This is a genomic window from Burkholderia sp. WAC0059, from assembly GCF_002870125.1.
In the GTDB taxonomy this organism is placed as follows: domain Bacteria; phylum Pseudomonadota; class Gammaproteobacteria; order Burkholderiales; family Burkholderiaceae; genus Paraburkholderia.
This window is the reverse complement of record NZ_PNEO01000006.1, coordinates 1-20,321: the sequence shown is the minus strand read 5'-3', so window position 1 is coordinate 20,321 and position 20,321 is coordinate 1. Positions and strand designations below refer to the sequence as shown.

Here is a 20,321-nt window from a genome sequence, read left to right as displayed (position 1 = left end):
ATCCGAAAGCGTCGAGGTGACCTGCCTCCGGTTTTAGTCCGGACCACAGTTAGAGTCCGAGGTTAAAAACTGCTGGGTTGCGTCATGCGCCCGCGCGAACTGCTCGGGCGTCAGATAGCCGAGCGAGCTGTGGGGCCGCTCGGTGTTGTACTCGATCCGCCACGATTCAATCAAGCTTCTGGCATGACGCATGGAGACAAACCAGCTCGTTCAGGCATTCATCCCGGAAGCGTCCGCTGAAACTCTCGATGCAGGCGTTCTCCACTGGCTTGCCGGGCCGGATGAACGACAGCGTTACACTGGCTTCGAAAGCCCATGCATCCAGGACCTTCCCAGCGAACTCCGGACCGTTGTCGACCGTAATTGAAGCAGGCAAGCCACGCATTTCAGCCAGTCTCGGCAAGACCTGCTTCACACGAAGGCCGGGCAGCGAGTTGTCGACTTCAATGGCCAGACATTCCCGGGTGTAGTCGTCGACCACGTTCAGACATCGAAAGCGTCGTCCATGAGCCAGGCCGTCTGAGACGAAGTCCATTGACCAACTCTGGTTCGGGCCGGTGGGCGTGGGCAGTGGCTTGCGCTCGACAGCAGCGATGCGTTTTCGCCTCCTCTTGCGCACGCTCAGCCCGGCCTTGCTGTACAGGCGCCAGATACGCTTGTGGTTCGCCAGCCAGCCTTCACGCTGCAACAGCACGTGAATGCGGCGATAGCCGTAGCGGCGCTTCTGCGCTGCGATAGCCACCATCCGCCCCGTCAGCGCCTGGTCATCCGCCGGTTCGACGCGACTCGTAGCGGAACAGCGACCGCGAAATCCCAACCAGCCTGCAAGCCCCGGGGGATACCCATCGCGCGCTCGGTCATCAATATCCGGACCGCCTCTCACCCACCAGTTGTCCAACGACGACGCATGTAATTTGACACTCGTTCGGCCGAATTTCCGAACTGGAAGATTTCTCCGAGATACGTTTACCGCTCCGACAACGACTGCTTCATTCGATAAAAGTGCCCCTTGTCGCATGCCTCGATAAGTTCCAGCAACTCCTTGAGCACATTCGGCGCTTCAGACAATGCCGACACGTCATCGTGCCCCTCTCCAATTTGTTCAGCGTGTGAATGGGTGTCGACGAACCGCAGAATCCTAGTCTTTTTGTGCCCGTCAAACTCAACAGCCTCGAGTCTCGCATGCAGCGTGGCTTCATCCGGAACTTTGAAGATGAGAAACGCTTCGAGCAGCCGTCTAGCCAAGTTAGGCAGCTCGTAGTACGTCTGCAACGCTCCTCCGCCCTTGATTTCACTTGCCTCGAAGATCCGCTTGAACAGATAGTGATACTCCGACTCGTAATCCTGAAGAAAGCGGTCCATGGTTTCCAGAATAGAACTGCGCTGCCCGTCAGAATACGATGCACGCAGCATGTAGAATTTCGCAGGCTTCACCTTTTTCCCGCTGTTCACATGCTGAAACCAGTTCCGGACCTGGCGCAGGAATGTGTAGTTGTGCGTTAATACGAATAGTTGTCCAGCATCGCTCAGTTTCCGCTTCATGAACCCAAACGCGCTGTATACGGAATTCGAGTCAAGACTGGAAATCGGATCATCCACTACGACGATGCCCTGCCTAAGATCAAACGACCGATCCTCAAGCGACTTCAGAAAGTAGAGGAACGCGATGGCCGTGCGCTCCCCTTCGCTCAGGTTCGTCGCCGCTCCGCCACGTCGTACCAGCCGATAGCCCGTATCCTCGACGGCGACCTGAATTTCATCATGACCGAGGTAACTGTATAACTCCCGGTTCAGATCGTCGGCTGGCTGCCTGTGCTCGAGAATGGCAGCTTCCAGCACGCGGATCTGTTTCTCGACCTCGGCCGTCCTCCCTTTTGCCCGAGAATGCACTTCGGTCGTGGATTTAATCTGGCTTTGCAATTCCAGCCAGCCATCAAGCGCCACAGCAAGTTCGTGGTTGTGCAACCGCTCGCGTATGGACTCAATCTCCTTGGAAAACGACTGAGTCTTCTCGTTATGCTTCTGAGCAGCACTCATTATGCTGGCGAAAGCCCGTTGACCCATGAATTCGCCAACGGCATTCAAGCCTGCGTCGAGCGCCCCAAGAAGTATGGACAGGAAAGATTTGCTTTCTTCCTGTATACCACTCTCGCCAGCAGCGAAGCTGTCCAGATCCAACACCTCGAAGACGCGGAACTGTTTCTCCTTCACGGCATCCGCAAGCCCTAATAGTCCGCGCCGGACGTTCTCAAGACTTGCCTCAAATTTGAGACATGCATCGTCATATTCCGGCCGAAGTTCAGGATATAGATCCTTCGAATCTACTAACGCAACATTGTTGAGTCCCGCAGCAGTTCTCTCAATGCGATTAGCCAGCGCCTGCAGATCTTGAGTAAAACGCCGGAACTCGTCGTTGAAATGAGCCTCCAGCCTTCGCAGTCGCTCTGCAAGAAGCGGTTGCCCACAAAACATGCAGACCTCCGCATCTCCTTCATGCGCGTGAATACTCAGGCCGTCCCGAACCCAGGCACTGACTCCCGGGTTGGCAGCAAGCTGCCCAATAACGTTCGACACGACCGTCTTCTGCAGGGCCTGTCGCACCTCGTTTCTCAGGCCTAGCAGATTCAAAGACGGCGCCTCGCCGACCCGAACGGCAGGAAGAGGCTGCGCATCCTTAAGGCCAAGTAGAGATTCGCGCTCCGCTACCGACAGCAACTGCTTCGTTGAAGAGGAAATCCGCGCGATGTTTTCCCTGAAGTTCGCCGCGTTGTAGTTATTGAAGCTGCCCCTTGGAGCAACCAGCAAGTTCTTTATTGCCCTAGCCGTGGCAGTTGCGTAGTCATTGAGTTCCTTTTGCGCACGTTCGATACTGGCACTCGCGGTCGTCACGGCGTCCGCCAGACTCGAAAGCTGCGGCTTGAGCTCATCCAGATGACGCTGCTTCTCCGCACTCTCCTCGCCGAATACATAAACCGGAGGAAGCTGACCGAGGACTCCGCTACTCGTCTCAAACACGCTGCGCGCTATCGTATCGCGATTGAAAACACGAACGGGAGGAAGTGCGACCTGACTGAGATTCCGGCCAGACACAGAGGTTTCGTCGAAGACGAAATCTACATCGCCGTCGACAATAGGAGCAGACAGCTGGAGCGGCTTGAAAAGGCCGGAAAGTGTGGTCTTTCCAGAACCGTTCCAACCATAGACGAGATTGAATCGACCAAAATCTTCTAGATTTTTTGGCCATATAAAGTCCCGGAAGATTCGGTACCCACGGATTTTCGCAAACCGACTGAGCTTCATCACTACCCCGCAGATAAATCTGTCTCTCAACGACTCTGTTTCTTTTACTTCCTTGTTCAAATCCACTCCGCCACCCGGTGCTACGACGCCCGTTGGGGGAGCCTAGTTACCACTGTCAAAGCAGCTTCCGAACTAGCTTACTCGATACGCATTACCTGGCCCAGTACTAGATACGTTCGGCTCGTCGCAGCAAATATTACCGCACTTGGTAAAATTGGCCGATACTACAAAACCCTGCGGGGCGACACAGTGTGAGCAGATTTATACAGGCTGTTTCGTGCAGAAACTTGCGATCAATCTCAAAATAATTTGACTCAGATGACATTCCGGCAGCCCAAGCTACTTTCCGATGAACCAGCGACTGAAGATTCGCTCGGCACGCATGAGAGGATCGCGACCGCACTTGCCGCGTTGATTGACACGTCGGAAGGGGGCAAGAGCATCCGACTTGACGGTGATTGGGGTACCGGCAAGTCGACGGTTATACAAATCCTCAAGAGGCTTTTGTCCAAGGATCAAACGCCACAGCACGAGAAGAATCCCGCTACCTGGATGTTTGTCTATGACGTGTGGGTTCACTCCGGCGATGGCCTACGACGCGCATTCTTCGAAAGCCTTGTCAAGGATCTTCTTGCATGCGGATGGATTCGGCCAGAGTCTGATTCCGAGCGGAACTGGAAACAGAAACTCGTGACAATGGCAGGAAAAAGTAGGCGTGTCACCAAATTATCATGGCCACAACTTACATGGCGTTCGCGCCTCGTATTGGCGCTCGGCGTGACGTGCGCACTGCTTGCTCCCGCAGCATACAGCTTACTGGCGAAGATGCTTCAGGATTTGCCAACTCCTCAGTTATGGTGGTTAATCGGATTAAGTGCAGCTGTCTTATTCTCACTCGTTTTAGGCGCGAGCGCGCCGGACCTTCGTGTTCTGCTGACCAGATCCACGCTGGATGAGACGACCGAGACGTTGACTGACCCAGAACCAACCTCTATTGAATTTCAGGAGGAATTCGAACGATTGATGATGGACGTGCTGAATCCCCGTGAGCATCCAAAACGCAAACTCGTCATCGTCGTTGATAATCTGGATCGCATAGAGTTTGATGAGGCAAAGCAAGTCTGGACGCTGCTCCGGTCATTCCTCGACAACCCCGTATTTCGTGAAAGCAAATGGTTCAAACGACTATGGCTACTCGTTCCCATTGCCAACGAAAGTCATTTCTCGAAGCTCGCCAGCACAAACGAGGCAAATCCGGCCCAAGGCAGTACCAATATACTCGAAAAAGTCTTTCAGGTACGCATGTCACTACCACTCCCCATGTTGCGGTCGTGGAAAGATTTTCTGGCCCAAAAGCTTGAAGACTGTTTCGGTGCGGACGTAGATGGCAGCTACGAGGTCATTGCACGACTGCTGCACTCTATTACAGCTGGTGCTGCACCGACACCCAGAAAGCTGATCGTATTCGTGAACGAACTCGTCGCTCTTTTTACAGAGCGACAAGGCGATATGCCGTTATCTACGCTGGCTGCGTACATCCTGTCTCGGGACTTGACGAGAACCCAGCCATGGCAGGTACCTGTGGAGTTGGCCAATGTACTCTACTCGCCAGCCATAGAACAGGATTTCGCGACTTTGTTCCTTCACGCGGAAAAGTCGGCGGATTCGCTATATTTGCTGATTATGCCGAATCTAACCAGAGCCCTAGAAATGGGTAGCCCGGACGAACTTTCCAAGATTCTCCATGCCACCCCGGCCGCGCAGGACATTCTTGATCGTCATTTAATCGAGCGCTTCTCCAGGATGTCTCAGTCGACTGAGGAGGCGCAGAGAGAACAGGTGATCTTCTTTGCGTTTTTACGTGCGTTGGCCATGTTCACCGATTCTGAACTCTCCGATGGCATCCCGACGAACTTCCTGGCCCATATTCGTCCAAGAATCGACGAGATCATGAAGCGCCTCCAGTCTCTCGATCTATCTAACCCTAGCATAGCTGACGGCGTAAGTGCCTATCTCAAGCTGACGAATGACAGCACCGTCGCCGCACCTACAGTAAACCGTCTTCTGCACCAAATTTCCGCAATTCCTGAAGCGAACAGTTCTATTGCCGCTGCCGCGTGGGACAACTGGACAAGATCCCTTGTAGAGCTACTCTCTGTCGAGGAGGTACACGCGTGCATCGATATTATGGCCGGTCAACGTATTTTATTGCCGGCCCCCATTGAACGCTGGGCGATTATCTGTGCGGGACTGGAAGCGGACACATCTCCGGGCTTCATACTGGATATGATCGATATTTCAACAGATGACGACAAGCTCGCCGACTGGATTGCGAGTGAATCGTTGCCGATGCACATCGACAACCGTGCAGGAACAGTTCTACAACAGGGATTGCGAGCAAGAGGCTCCGGTTTTTTCGATCTCGTAACAAGGAAGATCGGCGCGATCATTCGCACACGAGCCGACTTACCTCGATCCGAAATAATAGTTTGCCTGACCTACCTCCTAGAGGTATCGAACGAGTACACAAGACCCTTCCTGAAAGAATTGGCAAACGAAGGTAAATTCGTTTCATGGAGCATGAACGATCCCAAAGGAGGATCCATCATCCTTGACGAAAATTTCATTCGCCTTTCGTTGCTTTATATCTGGACGCAGGATGGTCTCACAAAAAATTTTCCCAATAAAAGCATTGCCTTAATGTTTACAAACAGTATCGCAGGTCTATTTAAGGGAATGTCCTCGACTTCAAGCATCGCTGCCAAGGTCAGCGCAGAATTCATTGCTCGAACAAAAATATATGACGTCCTTCCAATTATCGCATCGATCTCCTCTGGATCGAACGAAATACTTGAAATGATTATATCTGGGTTATGTGACGATGCGGACTTTCTCAGTGCCGCAAGGATGGAATTATATGGAAACCTCGACTCGTCAGAGTTGAGCCTACTCATCGGGCAAGGTGCAGATGTTGTTCGAAACTTGCTTGCTCAAGTCATAAAACCTGTCGAATCGCCCTCTTCACCCTCAAGCGAGCAGACGGACATTTAGTTGTAAATACACCCTGCTGAGTCGACTATGGTCGTCAGTGAAAACCGAAGTTCAACCTACCGCTTCAAAACAACGGCAGCTGCATTAATTACTGATCACCGTCATTCTCCTTCCGTTGCAGAGCACATGGGTCCATGCGGACCAGGCAAAGGCACGCAAGCCGATCGGCGTGCCGCTGAATGCCGATGCAATAGCCACGGTACGCTGGCAGATATGGGCAAGCATCCGACTCGCGTTTTCACGCGCGATGGTGAGGCGGATCCGTACTTCGACAGCAAGCAATGGAATGCCGCATGCAAGCGGGTTGGCATCCGGCATTTCCGCTTCCACGACGTGCGTCACACGTGGGCGAGCTGGCACGTGCAGGGCGGCACGCCGCTTAACCGGCTGATGGAGTTGGGTGGTTGGGCAAGCTACGAGATGGTCCTGCGGTACGCGCATCTCGCGCCGGAACATCTCAGCGTGCACGCCGACGCGGTGCCGCTCGATCGCGTCGACACCGCCCACGGCGTGACGCTGGCCGTTGTATGACCCGCAAAAAATGGGCACACTTTGGGCACACAGGGAGGCGGATTTTTGTGACACAGAGCAGGAAAGGCCTGTGACATCACGCCTAACCTGTGCCGTTGATCATAATCCGTCCTCGGAGTAAAGCATAAGATGTCCGCTACGCAGGCAGTTATGCCGCAAGGAGCTGCCTCAGGAAAACATAAATTGGCCAATCGGACGCGAATAAAGCATAAATCGACCAAACGAAAAACTGCCTGAGTAGCAGGCAATTTTTCCGGCGTCGAGGCGATCCACTCTCTGGAGAGTGAATCGTGGGTGCCGAATCGGGTCCGGACTGGGAGTCGAACCCCGCGTCACAAGCAAATTTCTCGACCCCATCAAACCTCACCGATGAAGGCCTCTCTGCCCTCGAACGACGTGGCGCAACGGCCGATCAGGTTGAAGCCACGATGTCAGCTGGCATCCCCACTGGACTACGGCGATACATTGCACGTTCGCGTCCGCAATCTGCGCTTGGTGTAAGTACGAGCGCAGATCAGTGCGTGACGGCGTATACCCAGCAACCCAGTTCCGCCTCGCGGAAATTTGTCGCCGAGATTCAACCGGGCGAGGCTCGCAACACGCTCCCCTTCTAACTTCCTGGGTAAGAATTTCGTGTTGCTGGGCCAGTATTGCAGCCTAGTCCACAATAATCGCTTCTTTAGGACCGTCTGGTTCGGCAGCCGCAAGGTCATCTACGATTTGCCATTTCAGATATGCCGTCGACACGACTTCTTCGATCTCATCCCACGCTAGCCGCCTCAGATTTTCCTGCTTTGCGCCGCTCCGCCAGCCCGTATCAACGGGTTGGCGGACGATCCACGAAATAAACGAGCGGCGAACCACCTCCTTGGACAGCAGTTCCTCACGTGCAGACGACAACCACCAACGAACTTCTAGCGGACCGCGAGCTTCCACCAGCACATCGCTCTCACAGCGGCCGATTTGCTTTAGTTCGGCGCGGCGACGACGAAGGGTATTGAAACTAGCTCGCTTCTTCAGCATACCAACGGGAATAGCAACAAGGACGCTCAAAACACTTATGCCGTATAGGGCCATGAATATCACCGGCAGTGGTATTCCTGTCCATCGACTCAGCCCATATAGCCCCGATCCGATTATCCCAATAAGTCCCACGATCACGAGCGCTATCTTTGCGGCCGATCGAAGCATTGCACCGTACCGCGGTCGTCGGGTCTTGTACCAATGCCTGGCCGCGCCCAATATCGTTTCGGGCGTCAATCTCGTTGGCGTGTTCCGCAGCATGTAGCAGATGCTGGTGCGAATCGCATACGTCCACGCCAAGGCAAGCGACGCCCATAGAAATAGGCCAACCCTGATTTTCGCAAAATAGCTGAGGACGACTGTCAGCGAGGCCAAAGCCAAACCCGCCCACAACAGCAGCATCACAAAAGAAAATATGCTTCGGTTGATAGATTTTCCGTTCGGGTGCGCCGCCCGCCGCATGGCCGGCGCCGGTTGACCGATCAAGCCGAGAGACTTCACAAACAGCCCAGCGATTGGTACCAAAGGTTTAACAACCAAGTACGCCAAGACTATCGGACGTCGTAGCCGCCTGCACCGTTTCCAAATATTCTCAGCGCCTATGGACGATGGGAGACGAGCAACAACTGCCTCGATGCGCCAAAGATCTGCGAGTTTCCTCGCATCCAGTATCTGGTTGGCAAGTGAGAGTCTGACCCACGCAGCAAGGTCAGAAGAAAGGTTCCCGAGATAGCTCAGATTCTCAAAGGCAATCCGGTGCTCAAGTTCCGAGGGCTCCTGTATCACTTCGGATGTCTTACGTTCTATTTGTGCTGCGCTGGCAAGACCGTAGAGTCTCAGTGCTGTATGCTGGTTCACGAGATCCCCGCTCGACCAAAACGGGTCTAGTGTTTCCTCGACGACCAACGACAGCGCATCGGGACGTATGTCATGTCGGTTGCGCAATCCGTCTTGAAGCAGTTTCAGCACGTGCGCGTATGTCGAATCTTCCAGAGCAAAGTACTCGAACTTTTCTCCACCGAAACTACTAGCGACGGTTGTGACTTCAGCAGCAAGCACTGGGAGTCGCTTAATCGCGTCATCCAGATAAGGCTGAATGATGCAGGCCGGCTGTGTCTGAAAGAGCGTAACCGCATATTCCCTCCAGCGTCCGTCGCAGAGCATTGTCTCGCTTGCGACAGGCAACGCCTGGGTCGCAACTTGCTGAACAACAAGTGCCTCTTGGTAACGCCTGTGTACGAAAGCGAAATGGGAAGTCTCTTTGCTGCTTAGCCACGTGTCAGTTCGCAAAACCTTCATAAATACCAGCGCATCGAGCAATTGGCGAATCCGGTCTTCGTCGATGAAGGTTTCGCGGAGGTGATGACTTAACTGCTGAACCGACGGAGCAAGTCCGAGCTCCCTGTTGACCGCAAGTACACGCGCAACGTGCCGGGCCATGTCGAGGGCTTCCCCGGACGAAACATCCACGCCCGGCAGTTCGCTCCCATCCGATGTCAGGTTCTCAAGATGTCGATTAAGCAAGTCAAGATCATTGCGTGGAAGTTGCCCTTCCGCTGTGATGTCGGCGCACAACAGAGCAAGGAACATCGGATTTCTGAAAGCATCGCCGCCCCGTTCCGCAATATAACTTCTCACCGCGCGACGACTCTCCCGATTCGCCAGCGACTGGGCGATCATTCTCTCCTGACGCTCGGTTGAAAGCGGAAGGACGTGAAAGCGCGTCCATTTTTCCAGTGGCGGAGCCTTGTATTCACGTGATGCCACCATGACGCGACAACGCCCAGTGACGTCTGCAAATGCCTGGATCGCCTCGGCATACTGCCGAACAACCTTTGACCCGTTGCCCTCATGCAAAACGGCGGGAATTTCGTCAAAGGAGTCGAGCAGGAAACACCACTTCCCGTCTCGGAGATACTCATCCCAATGCTTCTGCACAAATTTGGCAGCAACACTGTCTACAACTGCATTGGACCGCACAAACGCTTCGATTCCCTGTGCCGTCGGAGGCACGTCCGAAATTTTTTCCAGTCCGCGGAGATTGACATAGAGCGGGATGACATACGAGCCACGGGCCTTTCTTGCCAGCAGGCCGAGATCCATCGCCAGCGTTCGCAGCGCAATGCTCTTACCACTTCCCGGTTCTCCAACAAGCAAAATCCGGCTAGCCTTGCTGTTCTGAATTGCATTTACAAGGCGATTGACTTTACGCCGACCATCAGTCGGTCTATCCAGCAGCTTGGCGAGCGCGGAATTGTATTGCTGACCCTCGACCTCAATTTCGGCCTCCAGGTCGGTAAAGGGTATGCTGCTCCATGATTCAGCATGATTCAGACTCTCAATGCGATGCTTGAGTACGTCGCAGATATGTTGTCGTTCGCGCCGCGCGGGCCCTTGCTCACCCGCGCTCAAGCCCCAGTTATCCGCGAACATGGTCCACTGCGCCAAAGCCTTGTTTATCCATCCAAGCGCTGAGGCGATTATCCGAATTAGCCCAATGATCAGCCAGACAATCAGGACGATATTTGTCAAGGTGAGCGGGTGATGGCCAACAATCGAAGTCCACAGCTTTTCGACTACTCCGAGTATTGATTGAGCATCGAAATTCAACGGGACTATTGATTCGGGTTGCGCTGCCCCACCATCTGGACTATTCATTTTGGTTAGCCAATGAGCAAATGTACACCTGCAAGTTTAACGGCCGCTATCCAGAAATCTTTTACTCTGCCACACCTCTATCGGACAGAAGCGGACCGGGATTGATATGGTCCCGAGGCGGCAGGACTGGGTACGCAAGGTTTGCGAATTCATTATCGATCGACGTGGCACGGAGAGACCATCAGCACGGTCGCCGGCAACCGCCCCAATCCGGTGATTCGATGCCTCTGCTCTTCGAGCGCAGGACAGTCTTGCCGCTGAGCCCGACGACCGGTGTTATAACCCCAATTATCGAAAAATAACCATATATAGTGCCACCCTTGCCATTCTCACCTATATGCAGTATATTCTAGGAAGTAACTTGGGTTGTGCTTCCTGTGTGCAAACTTTTTCGCGAGTTCAGTCATGAGCAACAAAAAAGATAGCAACAACCTGTACGTCGAACGCCGTTCCCAAGGGGACTACGCCGTCCGGAAACCGGGCTCCGACAGAGCTAGCGCAGTCGCGCCAACCCAAGGGCAGGCAATTGACCGAGCGAAGCAGTTGAACCCGGACGCCGCGATCCATATCGAACGGGTTCGTAACACGAACGGCGGGAACCCGGACAAGTGGCGAAAGGAATAATGCGCGACCATCGAGCCAAGTTCTTCGCTTATCGCCTTGCATCGCCCCTAGGTGGCACGGTAACAACCAAATAGACAGAGATTTCCTGGCTCAAAGCCAGCAACAGCCAACCGATAACCAAAATTATGGCCGTCTCCGGGTTTGACAAATACCTGTTCGGGACGCGCTTGAACGAAGTTCTTTTCGCCTCGCAGCCCATACAGAGTGTTGAGCATCTATTTGGTCGTCAGCAGGAACTCGATCGGATAGAGAAGGCGCTCTTCGCCTCCGGGCGGCACATTTTATCTACGGAGACCGCGGTGTTGGCAAATCGTCCCTGGCTGCGACCCGCCGCGAACCAGTATCAGAGCGCCGACTCCCAGTACATCGACGTAGGATGCGGCCCCGACGCTACCCTGGCCGTCGACAGAGTTACTTTTTGCGATGGGGTTCTACATCGCGATACGAGATAGATTACCGCTTGTACGGCCAACCTTCTTGTTTTGCCAGATCGTCTAAAGCTTCGGGAGAGTGAGCTTCCGCTTCGTGAATCTTGCCATGTGGCCCAGGATTTACCAGAAGCAGGTTATCGGGATCCAAACTCTTGTTCGGTTGATCTGCTTGCCGTTCGATGTGGTGAACCGCAGCGTTCGGCTGCAACGGCTCACCACTAACCTCGCAGGTTGTGATGCCCCTTGCATTGAGAATCTGCTGCTTCAGCTTTGGAAGCTCCTTGCGATTCTGCAGTTCGTTGATTGCTCGACGTTTATCTAACTCGGGATGATCGCGGAAAGCAATGAGGCAAGCCTCAGTGTCCTTGAGCCGCTCACGTTTGTCGACATCTCTCGGCTCCTGGATACGCCGCGATACCTCCTTTTGCAAGGAAGCGGTGGTAACAAACCGGTCTTCGCCCCTGCGAGTCTTGTCCGTATTCGGCAGATCATTGACGAACTTATTGACGCCCGGCTGATCCGTTGCGAGCAAATGTGACAGACCTTTCGTTGGCACAAATGTCTGACCATCGCCTGTAAAGACGCAGCCGGATTGGATCAGTGCCTGCGTCTTAGCTGCGTCCTTTGGTGGAATATAGCCTTTCGCCTCTGGAAACTTGATATCCAACTCTTGCGCAGAGTGAATAACTGGAAGATTCTCCTTAGTCATCACCGCCTCCGTCGCCTTCGCCAGATTCGGTCATAACATCGTAGAGTTCTTGCAGAATGAGAAAGGCTGCGTCGTCGCCCCCCCGATCACTATGTACTTGTTGACGGAGCGAACGGAACCATTTTCGAGCTAAGTCTTTGTCTCGGTAATGCTCGTCTGTAATTCCGAGGAGCTTGTTCCGTTGCTCGCCGTCTAGCCGTGTCAGATAGAAGACCAGTTCGGCCTGCCGTGAAACGAAAGGCCCAGCGTGAAAACCCAACCAATTTTTTTGCAAAATTCGCACGACGTCCATAAGCCCAGCATACGTCGTGGCGCCCACTTGAAGCGGGTTGACTATTTCTTCGAGCTTCCTGCGTATCTCTTCAATGGAGCCAAGTTGCTTAAGTTGCTCCGTTGTTTCAATCTTTGCGATGTCCATAGGAATTCAGGTAATCGTTGTCCTTTCGCAGATCGCGGCCATCCGCGTCGTTGGATCTCAACATCGACTGGATGCAGCTCCTAGACCCCAAGCCAGCAGCAACGTCCTGTTAGTGGTTGTAAATCGGAAGCTTCTCGGAAAAGATCAGCAATCCGTTCGCGGATACGGTGAGGTTGGCCGCACATCCACGCCTACTCACTTGTCCGCGGCTTCCTAAACCCTTCAATTGCGGAGCGATTCTTCAGCGCTATTTGCTGTACCTCTGGACGCCTGGCGCTGCTATCGTCCAGTCCAAGCTGCCTGAGAGTATAGAAAAGGAGAGATTGCCTGCAACGCAGATCGATTTGACCATCTTCCATACCATAGTCCAGCTCGACAACACGCCGACGCTGCTCGCCAAGCCCGGGGTTAGCAATAATTTCTAACGTGACGACCGTATTCCATTCGTGGTCCTCTTCCTGCCCAGGACCAGGCTGCTCCGTAGCTTCGACGCGCAAAATGCGAGCGATCACAAAGTCGAGGAATAACTCCCGGATATGGCAATACGCCCTCACGTGCCAACGGAAGCCGTCGAAGGCAATCGCATGGGGCGTAATGACTCTACTGATAGCTTCGGGGCGTGACATCGACTGATATTGAATTCGCAGACCCTGGCGTTCCCGAATTGCCCTGAGCAGTGCGGTCAGCACATTGACATCAAGAATCCGGGTTGGTACTGGCACGACCGCTACGGACGGCCACCATCCGACAAAAGTCGCATCCCTCGGCAGCACCCCCGTGGCAGTCGCCAGCAGTTCATTCAGATAACGCGATGGATGGCTCACCGGAAAGACCGGTTTGAAGTCCGGCATCGCCACATACATCTTTGTGCTGCGATCGTACTCCATATTTTGGGGGCATACCGACTGATACCTCGAAATGTCCAGGGATGCCTGAGGGATGGATATGCCAAAAAAGTCCGTGAGATCGCCGCGATTCAAACGCCCTTCCCATTGCAGCCGAAAGTCGATGAACTCAAGCCTACGCTCTTGCCCCCAACGTGACCCTGTTTTTGGCTCGCCACCGCCCGGCGTGGCGTTCGTTTCCGGTTTCCTGTTCATGCCCGGAGTGTGCCACAAATATAGAAATTATACTAATCTAAAAATTATGCGTATAATAAAGCTACGCACACATCTCCATTGTAGCTCGCGCATGGACAACCAGCAGAACCTGAAGCCGTTTCACATCCTTGCCCTGTCAGGCGGAGGCTACCGCGGCCTGTACACAGCTACGATCCTGCGGCGGCTCGAACAGTCGTTTGGGCAACCGCTTGCCAGGCACTTCGACCTTATTTGCGGGACTTCTGCCGGGGGCTTACTCGCGTTGGGTTTGGCTGCAGAAATTCCGGCCGAAGAATTGGAGACGATGTTCCTGCGCGACGGCAAGCGAATCTTCGATTCTCGAGATTTGCTGCGCCGGACCATCGGAAAATGGGTGATAGCCAAGCACTCCCCCGCTGGACTTCGAGACGTTCTCACCGAGAAACTTGGAACGAAGACGATTGGCGACCTTCGACACCGGGTGTTGATCCCTGCGGTCAACTACAGCAAGGGAGGCGGTCAGTTCTTCAAGACACCACATCTACCGAAGTACGAAGCCGATCATCAACGCAGCCTCGTCGACGTCGGACTGGCAACTGCGGCGGCCCCGACATACTTTCCGCTGCACCGAATCGACGGCGTTGGGGTATTCGCGGATGGCGGCCTCGTCGCCAACTCGCCTGGCTTCGTCGGGCTGCACGAGGCGCGACGGCTACTTCGCGTCGACGACAACGTTCCGGTCAGGGTTCTTTCCATCGGAACGATGACGCGCGGCGCCACGGTGCGCGGTTCTGCACGCCTTGATCGAGGAATATTCCTGTGGGGCGCCAGGATTTTCGATCTTGTCATTTCGGCTCAGGAAAGCGCAGTCCACGACATGTTGACCCATGTTCTCGGAAGCAACTACTTCCGGATAGACGATAACGCCACGCCGGACCAGAGCAGGGACATCGAGAAACTCGATGTCGTTACAGCGGGGGCAACTCATGTTCTCCGGGAACGAGGGGCGCACGCCGCCCAGCGTGCGCTCGGCGACCCGGCACTCGAAGCGTTCCGAAATCACCTGGCAACACCACCCATGTTCTACCACGGGGCTAACAAAAACGCAGGAGCCGTATCGTGTTGAATCTGAGTTCACTGTTCCATTCGACCGTCGAGGATTCGACGCTGCTGTCGAACATCGAATTGACGCTCCAGGAGCGATCCTTCATCGCGGAAGCGAAGTCCGCAGTGCGGATTTGCCTGCGGGAAAATTTGATGCGGGTACTGCGCAATCACGGCTACACTGGCCCGACAGTGCGACCGCGCTTCTTCACGCAGGGCTCCTGGGCGTACAAGACGCTTAACGCACCGGCGCAGCACCCACAGCAAGCCGATGTCGACGACGGGACGTATCTGCCTCTCAGCTTCGTTTCGCAAACGGCCAGGCCGAGTGTCGCCAGCGCGATCTTCTTCGCCGCAGCAGAAGAGGCGTTGCGCCCGCTCGTTCGGGCGCGTGGCTGGAAGCTCATCACCGACAAACCAACCTGCATCCGGATCGAAATCTCGGCTTTCGCACACGTCGACATTCCACTGTATGCGATTCCGGACGACGAGTTCGACAAACTTCAGAAGGCCGCGCTCAGCCAGTATGGGTACATCGCCCTGGACTCGGCCGTTTCGGCAGCCGAGCGCGACGCGTGGACTGCGTTGCCTCGTGATCACGTGCTCCTGGCTCACCGCGAAGACAACTGGGCGAAGTCTGACCCCCGCCCCGTGAAGGACTGGTTTCTTGATGAAGTGGAACGACACGGCGAACAGTTCCGACGAATCGTCCGGTATCTCAAGGCGTTCCGCGACTGGCAGTGGGTATCCGGCGGCCCATCCTCCATCCTGTTGATGGCTGCTTCGGCCCCAGTGTTCGACTCGCGCGATCGCCGAGATGATCTCGCGCTTCTGGACCTGGTCGACAAGCTCCCTTCCGTGCTGCGCGACGGCGTATCGAATCCTGTCGACACGGGCGAGTCGCTGACGGACCGCCTGGGTCGCGATGGAGTCGAAGAAGCCGCCGGTAAAATCGAACTCTTCGAGACGTTCCTTCGCGGTGCACTGGGTTCCAGCAGTTCCAACCAGGCATGCACGTGGATGATTCAACAATTCGGCCCGAGATTCCCGAACGCACCGTCGCGGATTAAGATTGCCTCTGTCGCGGCAACCGTGCTTGCGACACCCGTCAGCGCGGTGGCGTCGCCGCTCGTGGGCAGGAGCCAGGCCGGATGAACGCCGATGACACGAGTGGTGCGCGCATATCCCGCGCGCTCGCACAACGCGGCTTTCTCTACAAAGGGCGTACGCCGGACAAGTGGTACCTGTTCGAGGGGGCGCTACATGTAGACGGCATCGCATATCCGGTGAAACTATCCGTCGACCCGAGCAGTCAACGGTTACCGCAGATTCACCTGACACCGGTTCCGGAACGGCTAAAACCTGTCTCACCGCACATCATCGGCGGCGGATTCCTTTGCTATGCCGCAGCGGGTTCTATTACGCTTGATGTTTTTGACCCAGATGGTCAGGTGCTGGCGTGCATCGAACGGGCCGAACATGTGCTCGGGCAAATCCTTCGCGGCGAGCCGACAGCGGATCTTGAAGAAGAATTTTTTGCATACTGGCCTGTGGCAGGCCACTGCCTGCTCGATTTCGGGGCCAATCCGACTCGACCTTTACACGCCATTCTGCTCAATTCCCGTGACAGCACACGTCCGTTCGTTGCTGTGACTGACGATCCCACCGCAACAGCCGAAAAGCTCAAGACCATCGGCGCATCTATCGACGACAAGCATACTGTCGCCGTCCGTCGTGTCATCACACCAGCCCACCCTCGCCCACTCCAGGATCAGTGGCCTCCGCGAACAGTCGCAGAATTGCTGCGTTGGCAATCGGCGCTCCACGCAAAGACGCGCAAGAAGCTTGAGCAAGTGATTCATGCCGAAGCCAAGACGCGCGCGAACAGCGTTTTATGCGTAGTCGAATCTCCGAAGTTCAAGTACGCCTTCATCGTGGTGTATGACCGCCAGGCGCGAGACAAACAGACTCGTCCATCTTCGCTTGAAGTTGTCTACACGAGCAAGATCATCCCACTGTATTGCTTGCGAATGGACGATGCGTATATCGCCCAGCGCAACATTCCAGAGCAACAGACACTTGCCGGCAAGCGCATCATGCTGGTCGGCTGCGGAACCATTGGTGGTTATCTCGCGGAGTGCCTGGTCAAGGCCGGAGCCGGTACCGGAGGAGGCGAACTCGCGCTTGTTGATTACGACGTTCTCCTCCCTCAAAACGTCGGTCGCCATCGTCTCGGGATGAATCATGTTCTTCACAACAAGGCGACAGCTCTGGCTGACGAATTGAAGCGTGGCACTCCTGGTGCCAATCTCCGACCGCTGCCTGCAGACGTACTTCAAGTCAACCTGCTTAATGCGGAATTCGTCATTGATGCGACGGGCGAAGAAGCACTCGGACACCTGCTCGTTCAACGGCTAACGGGGCAGCATTTCAGGCCATCACTTACAGTGTGGATCGAAGGGCCCGGCACGGCCGTTCGCGGGCTGTTACGTGACTCCGATAGTGCAGCCTGCGTCCGATGCCTCAAGAGCGATGATAGAACTGCCCTATATCCGGTTGTTGAGGGAGAAGTCCCACTGCGCCTCGCCGGCCATGGGTGCGAAAGCCTTTATGTCCCCTTCCCCGCCACGGTATCGATGCACGCGGCCTGCCTCGGAACTGAAATGATGCTCGATTGGGTACGTGACACGCCGACTCCCCGCCTGAGAACACACATCCTTGACGGTCAATATCGAAAGGGGCACGACGATACCAATCCTGAACGCAGGCCAACTTGCCCTGCATGCAGGGCATGAATTCGTGGGCGACACCTGACAAGCGAATTTTGGTCCTATTCTCCGATACTGTGATCAACATTCTCCTCGCTTATCGTCAGGACCGACATCAACCAGAGGCCGGAGGGATTCTCGTCGGACGCCGGCGCGGAAGTCACTTCGAAGTGACCCACGCGACTGAACCGCAACCAACAGATCGCCGTACGCGCGTTTCATTCGTTCGTGAGAGCCATGGCCACCAGGAGCGCGCCGTCGAACTATGGAAGCGCAGCCTCGGCACAATTGGATACATCGGAGAATGGCATACACATCCAGAAGTCACTCCTTCCCCGTCGCTCGTCGATATTGATCAGTGGAGCAAACTCCCATCGCGCAACACGGGCAACGCCACTATGCTCAGTGTTATCGTCGGAACCCGTCATCTCTACGTTGCCGCTCTACAGCCGAATTTCCCACACACGATACTGCAGCCGGAGCATGTATAGACGTGGCCTGCAATCGTTCTCCCAGACCCGTCGGCTCAGCTGTGGTGCGACAGGCTGGGCGACTCGTACCGAGTATCAAGGCTGACCATGCTCCCAGCTCACACACGTTGTCATGGATACATTGACGAGCGTAACGAGCAGACCATGCGGGAAGCCATGAATTCAGCATTCGCGCTGGCGCGAATGCACGGCAGAAATGCAGCGACGTGGAACGCCACCGGAGAATTTGCCGCATCCGTGCGCTTCGATTACGAGTACAGCGATGAAGAATCGCGCTAGCCTGCAGCAGCCATTCCAAGCATCGCCCCACGAATCGCCAAGATACACCTGGTCTCAACAACTGCTACGAGGATCCGGATAGCGCAATACGGCAACGCTAATCGAGATCTTCCATGGCGGCATGCCATCTCCGTGAGCAAACGCGCCCATTTCCATGATCCTTAAAAATAACGAAGGGGAAAAGATGAGCCCGATATTCAATGTAGATGATTTTACAAAATATAATGGCTTTTATCGCAACAGACAATGTCGATCTGTTGTACTTAATCTCTACAGGAGTAGATGCTCGTCGTGCAACAATCCGATTTCCGGCGAAAAATATCACGTCGCACACATAATTCCCCGTAGCCATCCAGAAGTGATGGAGAAATACTATCCGGGACTGGACGTCGACAATCTCGTGAATCTCAAGCTATCCTGCACGCACTGTAACCACAAGGAACGCAACTTCCTGATCGATTCGTCAATTGCCTTGATGCATTCCATCAATTCTTCGGCCGGTGTCATCTCGCTACGATTGCACTCGGTCCTGGAAAAACTCAATGGCTCCAGGCAGGCAATCCAGATGAGTCTCATTGATCCGAGAATCTGCACGAACGTCCTCCATGTCAGCCATGACGAGCTGAAGGACATCTCATCCGACTGGCGCGGCGCCATGGCCATCTCAAGGAAAAAACTGGAAGACCGAGTCCGTCAGGCGATGAAGCAGGCCTTCGAAGAAGGGGGGGCTCCATCGATATACACGACGCTTGGAGAGGCCATCGACTACTTCCGCGACAGCATCCAGATAAATGGCAGCACCGTTATATCCTCCGGCAAACGGCAGCCGGCCTGGTGGGTGGAGGCCAATTCATATTTTTTCAGCGACAGGGGCCCACGCGAACCTCTCTCTGAAGCCGATTCCGCAATGAAGGCCGCCGACGGCATCTACCTGGATTCAGCTGAAGTGGCAGAACTGCGAGGTATGGTGATTCCATTGCGGACCGAATCCCAACGGTGGTTTCGGGATGTGTTCGTCACCATCGTCAGTCTGCAGCGCAAAATCGACTCTCAGTACAAACCTCGCCATGTCGTGCTCGGTGAACACGAATATCGCGCTCTCCTAGACTGCTTCCAAAAGCTGACTATCGTTGCATCAGGGATTAATGGAAGTGGCAGGCGCCTGAAAAGACCAGAAACCCTGGCCAATTTTGCGACTTACCAGGGTGTTCTCGAAATCTACCCTGACAGTGCAGCAATTCCGGAAAGCGTCAAGCAGCTGTGCCGTGCAGAAGGAGAGACATCGATATGGGGGGATGGGGCGATACTGAGCAAGTCCCAGTTGAAATCCTGGCTCGCCAACGCATTTCATCTCGCAAACATGGGTGTCCAGGCAGTCACAGGCTCCGATCTGGTACGTATTGAAGATGCGTCGTTCGGGTACAGCTGGGTTCCTCCGTTACCGAACATCAAGGGGAAAACGCGGAAAGAGGTACAAGCTGAGGACGCATTGAAGTGGGCGCCTCGTGCACGGGGCCGCAAACGTCGTGGCCCGACATTGTCGGCTGGTTAGTCTTCTTCGTGGCTATCGTGATAGGCATTTGAATCCGCAGAAAGCCTCCAAGATCAACCAAACATCCACCCTTGCCAACTCCGCCGGGAGCAATACGCTTCGGAAGAAACAAACCTGCTACCATCCGTCAAATTCTCAACCATCCGACGAGGAAAGCATGGTGAGTGGCCCCGGCTTGCAGTGCCAAAGGCAGTGTTAGTCTTCGGCGTTCTGTTGGTCCGTCAGTTGGGCCTGCAGGCCCAACTGACGGACATATTCGGCAGGTGACACTTCGCCAAGGGCCCTGTGAGGCCGACTCTCGTT

The 20,321-nt window shown here is 54.8% G+C and carries 14 protein-coding genes and 1 pseudogene; 9 read left to right on the top strand and 6 right to left on the bottom strand.

The annotated features are described in order from the left end of the window. Positions 1-33: 33 nt before the first annotated feature. A pseudogene (locus CY652_RS23885) lies at positions 34-1,018 on the bottom strand (IS3 family transposase). Further along, complete coding sequence (locus tag CY652_RS07840; protein ID WP_146010043.1) at positions 967-3,360, bottom strand: AAA family ATPase; 2,394 nt, start codon at positions 3,358-3,360, stop codon at positions 967-969. Before CY652_RS07840 ends, CY652_RS23885 begins: the two are co-directional and overlap by 52 nt. Positions 3,361-3,618: 258 nt before the next feature. Here CY652_RS07840 and CY652_RS07835 point away from each other — a divergent pair, with 258 nt between their 5' ends. Next, positions 3,619-6,351, top strand: coding sequence for a P-loop NTPase fold protein (locus tag CY652_RS07835; RefSeq protein ID WP_102130153.1), 2,733 nt, complete (start codon positions 3,619-3,621; stop codon positions 6,349-6,351). 27 nt (positions 6,352-6,378) lie between these two features. Next, a complete protein-coding gene (locus tag CY652_RS24775; RefSeq protein WP_258002228.1) occupies positions 6,379-6,882 on the top strand; it encodes a tyrosine-type recombinase/integrase in 504 nt (167 codons plus the stop codon). 657 nt (positions 6,883-7,539) lie between these two features. Here the strand turns inward: CY652_RS24775 and CY652_RS23880 are convergent. After that, positions 7,540-10,563, bottom strand: a complete 3,024-nt coding sequence (locus CY652_RS23880) for an NACHT domain-containing protein (protein ID WP_146010042.1) — start codon at positions 10,561-10,563, stop codon at positions 7,540-7,542. Positions 10,564-10,968: 405 nt separating this feature from the next. On the opposite strand from CY652_RS23880, the gene CY652_RS07815 reads away from it, so the two are divergent. Then, a complete protein-coding gene (locus tag CY652_RS07815) occupies positions 10,969-11,187 on the top strand; it encodes a DUF2188 domain-containing protein (RefSeq protein ID WP_102130150.1) in 219 nt (72 codons plus the stop codon). Between the two features lie 453 nt (positions 11,188-11,640). On the opposite strand, the gene CY652_RS23875 is transcribed toward CY652_RS07815, so the two are convergent. The 3 genes from CY652_RS23875 to CY652_RS07790 all read right to left on the bottom strand — a co-directional run bounded on the left by CY652_RS23875 (position 11,641) and on the right by CY652_RS07790 (position 13,845). Continuing rightward, positions 11,641-12,327: a hypothetical protein gene (locus CY652_RS23875; protein ID WP_146010041.1), complete on the bottom strand. Its 687-nt coding sequence runs from the start codon at positions 12,325-12,327 to the stop codon at positions 11,641-11,643. Further along, entirely contained in the window at positions 12,320-12,745 is a 426-nt protein-coding gene (locus tag CY652_RS07795) for a hypothetical protein (protein ID WP_102130146.1), read from the bottom strand. Before CY652_RS07795 ends, CY652_RS23875 begins: the two co-directional genes overlap by 8 nt. Positions 12,746-12,936: 191 nt before the next feature. Beyond that, positions 12,937-13,845: a helix-turn-helix transcriptional regulator gene (locus tag CY652_RS07790; protein ID WP_102130145.1), complete on the bottom strand. Its 909-nt coding sequence runs from the start codon at positions 13,843-13,845 to the stop codon at positions 12,937-12,939. A gap of 91 nt (positions 13,846-13,936) precedes the next feature. Between CY652_RS07790 and CY652_RS07785 the strand changes: the two genes are divergently transcribed. The 6 genes from CY652_RS07785 to CY652_RS07760 all read left to right on the top strand — a co-directional run bounded on the left by CY652_RS07785 (position 13,937) and on the right by CY652_RS07760 (position 20,018). Beyond that, on the top strand, positions 13,937-14,950 hold the full coding sequence (locus CY652_RS07785; protein WP_102130144.1) for a CBASS cGAMP-activated phospholipase: 1,014 nt from the start codon (positions 13,937-13,939) through the stop codon (positions 14,948-14,950). Beyond that, complete coding sequence (locus CY652_RS07780; RefSeq protein ID WP_102130143.1) at positions 14,944-16,083, top strand: CBASS cGAMP synthase; 1,140 nt, start codon at positions 14,944-14,946, stop codon at positions 16,081-16,083. The genes CY652_RS07785 and CY652_RS07780 overlap by 7 nt, the downstream gene beginning before the upstream one ends. Then, positions 16,080-17,723, top strand: a complete 1,644-nt coding sequence (locus CY652_RS07775) for a ThiF family adenylyltransferase (RefSeq protein WP_102130142.1) — start codon at positions 16,080-16,082, stop codon at positions 17,721-17,723. Before CY652_RS07780 ends, CY652_RS07775 begins: the two co-directional genes overlap by 4 nt. Continuing rightward, positions 17,711-18,187 carry a Mov34/MPN/PAD-1 family protein gene (locus CY652_RS25075; RefSeq protein ID WP_102130141.1) on the top strand — a complete coding sequence of 159 codons (477 nt, stop codon included), beginning with the start codon at positions 17,711-17,713 and terminating at the stop codon, positions 18,185-18,187. The genes CY652_RS07775 and CY652_RS25075 overlap by 13 nt, the downstream gene beginning before the upstream one ends. Positions 18,188-18,331: 144 nt before the next feature. After that, on the top strand, positions 18,332-18,466 hold the full coding sequence (locus tag CY652_RS24770) for a hypothetical protein (RefSeq protein ID WP_258002227.1): 135 nt from the start codon (positions 18,332-18,334) through the stop codon (positions 18,464-18,466). A gap of 154 nt (positions 18,467-18,620) precedes the next feature. Next, a complete protein-coding gene (locus tag CY652_RS07760; RefSeq protein WP_146010040.1) occupies positions 18,621-20,018 on the top strand; it encodes an HNH endonuclease in 1,398 nt (465 codons plus the stop codon). Positions 20,019-20,321: the final 303 nt, after the last annotated feature.

Excerpts from the sequence above, each read along its gene's own strand:
- CY652_RS07835 (WP_102130153.1), top strand. The coding sequence starts at position 3,619 with ATGACATTCCGGCAGCCCAAGCTACTTTCCGATGAACCAGCGACTGAA.
- CY652_RS24775 (WP_258002228.1), top strand. The coding sequence starts at position 6,379 with ATGGTCGTCAGTGAAAACCGAAGTTCAACCTACCGCTTCAAAACAACG.
- CY652_RS23880 (WP_146010042.1), bottom strand. The coding sequence starts at position 10,563 with ATGAATAGTCCAGATGGTGGGGCAGCGCAACCCGAATCAATAGTCCCG.
- CY652_RS07815 (WP_102130150.1), top strand. The coding sequence starts at position 10,969 with ATGAGCAACAAAAAAGATAGCAACAACCTGTACGTCGAACGCCGTTCC.
- CY652_RS23875 (WP_146010041.1), bottom strand. The coding sequence starts at position 12,327 with ATGACTAAGGAGAATCTTCCAGTTATTCACTCTGCGCAAGAGTTGGAT.
- CY652_RS07795 (WP_102130146.1), bottom strand. The coding sequence starts at position 12,745 with ATGGACATCGCAAAGATTGAAACAACGGAGCAACTTAAGCAACTTGGC.
- CY652_RS07790 (WP_102130145.1), bottom strand. The coding sequence starts at position 13,845 with ATGAACAGGAAACCGGAAACGAACGCCACGCCGGGCGGTGGCGAGCCA.
- CY652_RS07785 (WP_102130144.1), top strand. The coding sequence starts at position 13,937 with ATGGACAACCAGCAGAACCTGAAGCCGTTTCACATCCTTGCCCTGTCA.
- CY652_RS07775 (WP_102130142.1), top strand. The coding sequence starts at position 16,080 with ATGAACGCCGATGACACGAGTGGTGCGCGCATATCCCGCGCGCTCGCA.
- CY652_RS25075 (WP_102130141.1), top strand. The coding sequence starts at position 17,711 with ATGCAGGGCATGAATTCGTGGGCGACACCTGACAAGCGAATTTTGGTC.
- CY652_RS24770 (WP_258002227.1), top strand. The coding sequence starts at position 18,332 with ATGCGGGAAGCCATGAATTCAGCATTCGCGCTGGCGCGAATGCACGGC.
- CY652_RS07760 (WP_146010040.1), top strand. The coding sequence starts at position 18,621 with ATGATCCTTAAAAATAACGAAGGGGAAAAGATGAGCCCGATATTCAAT.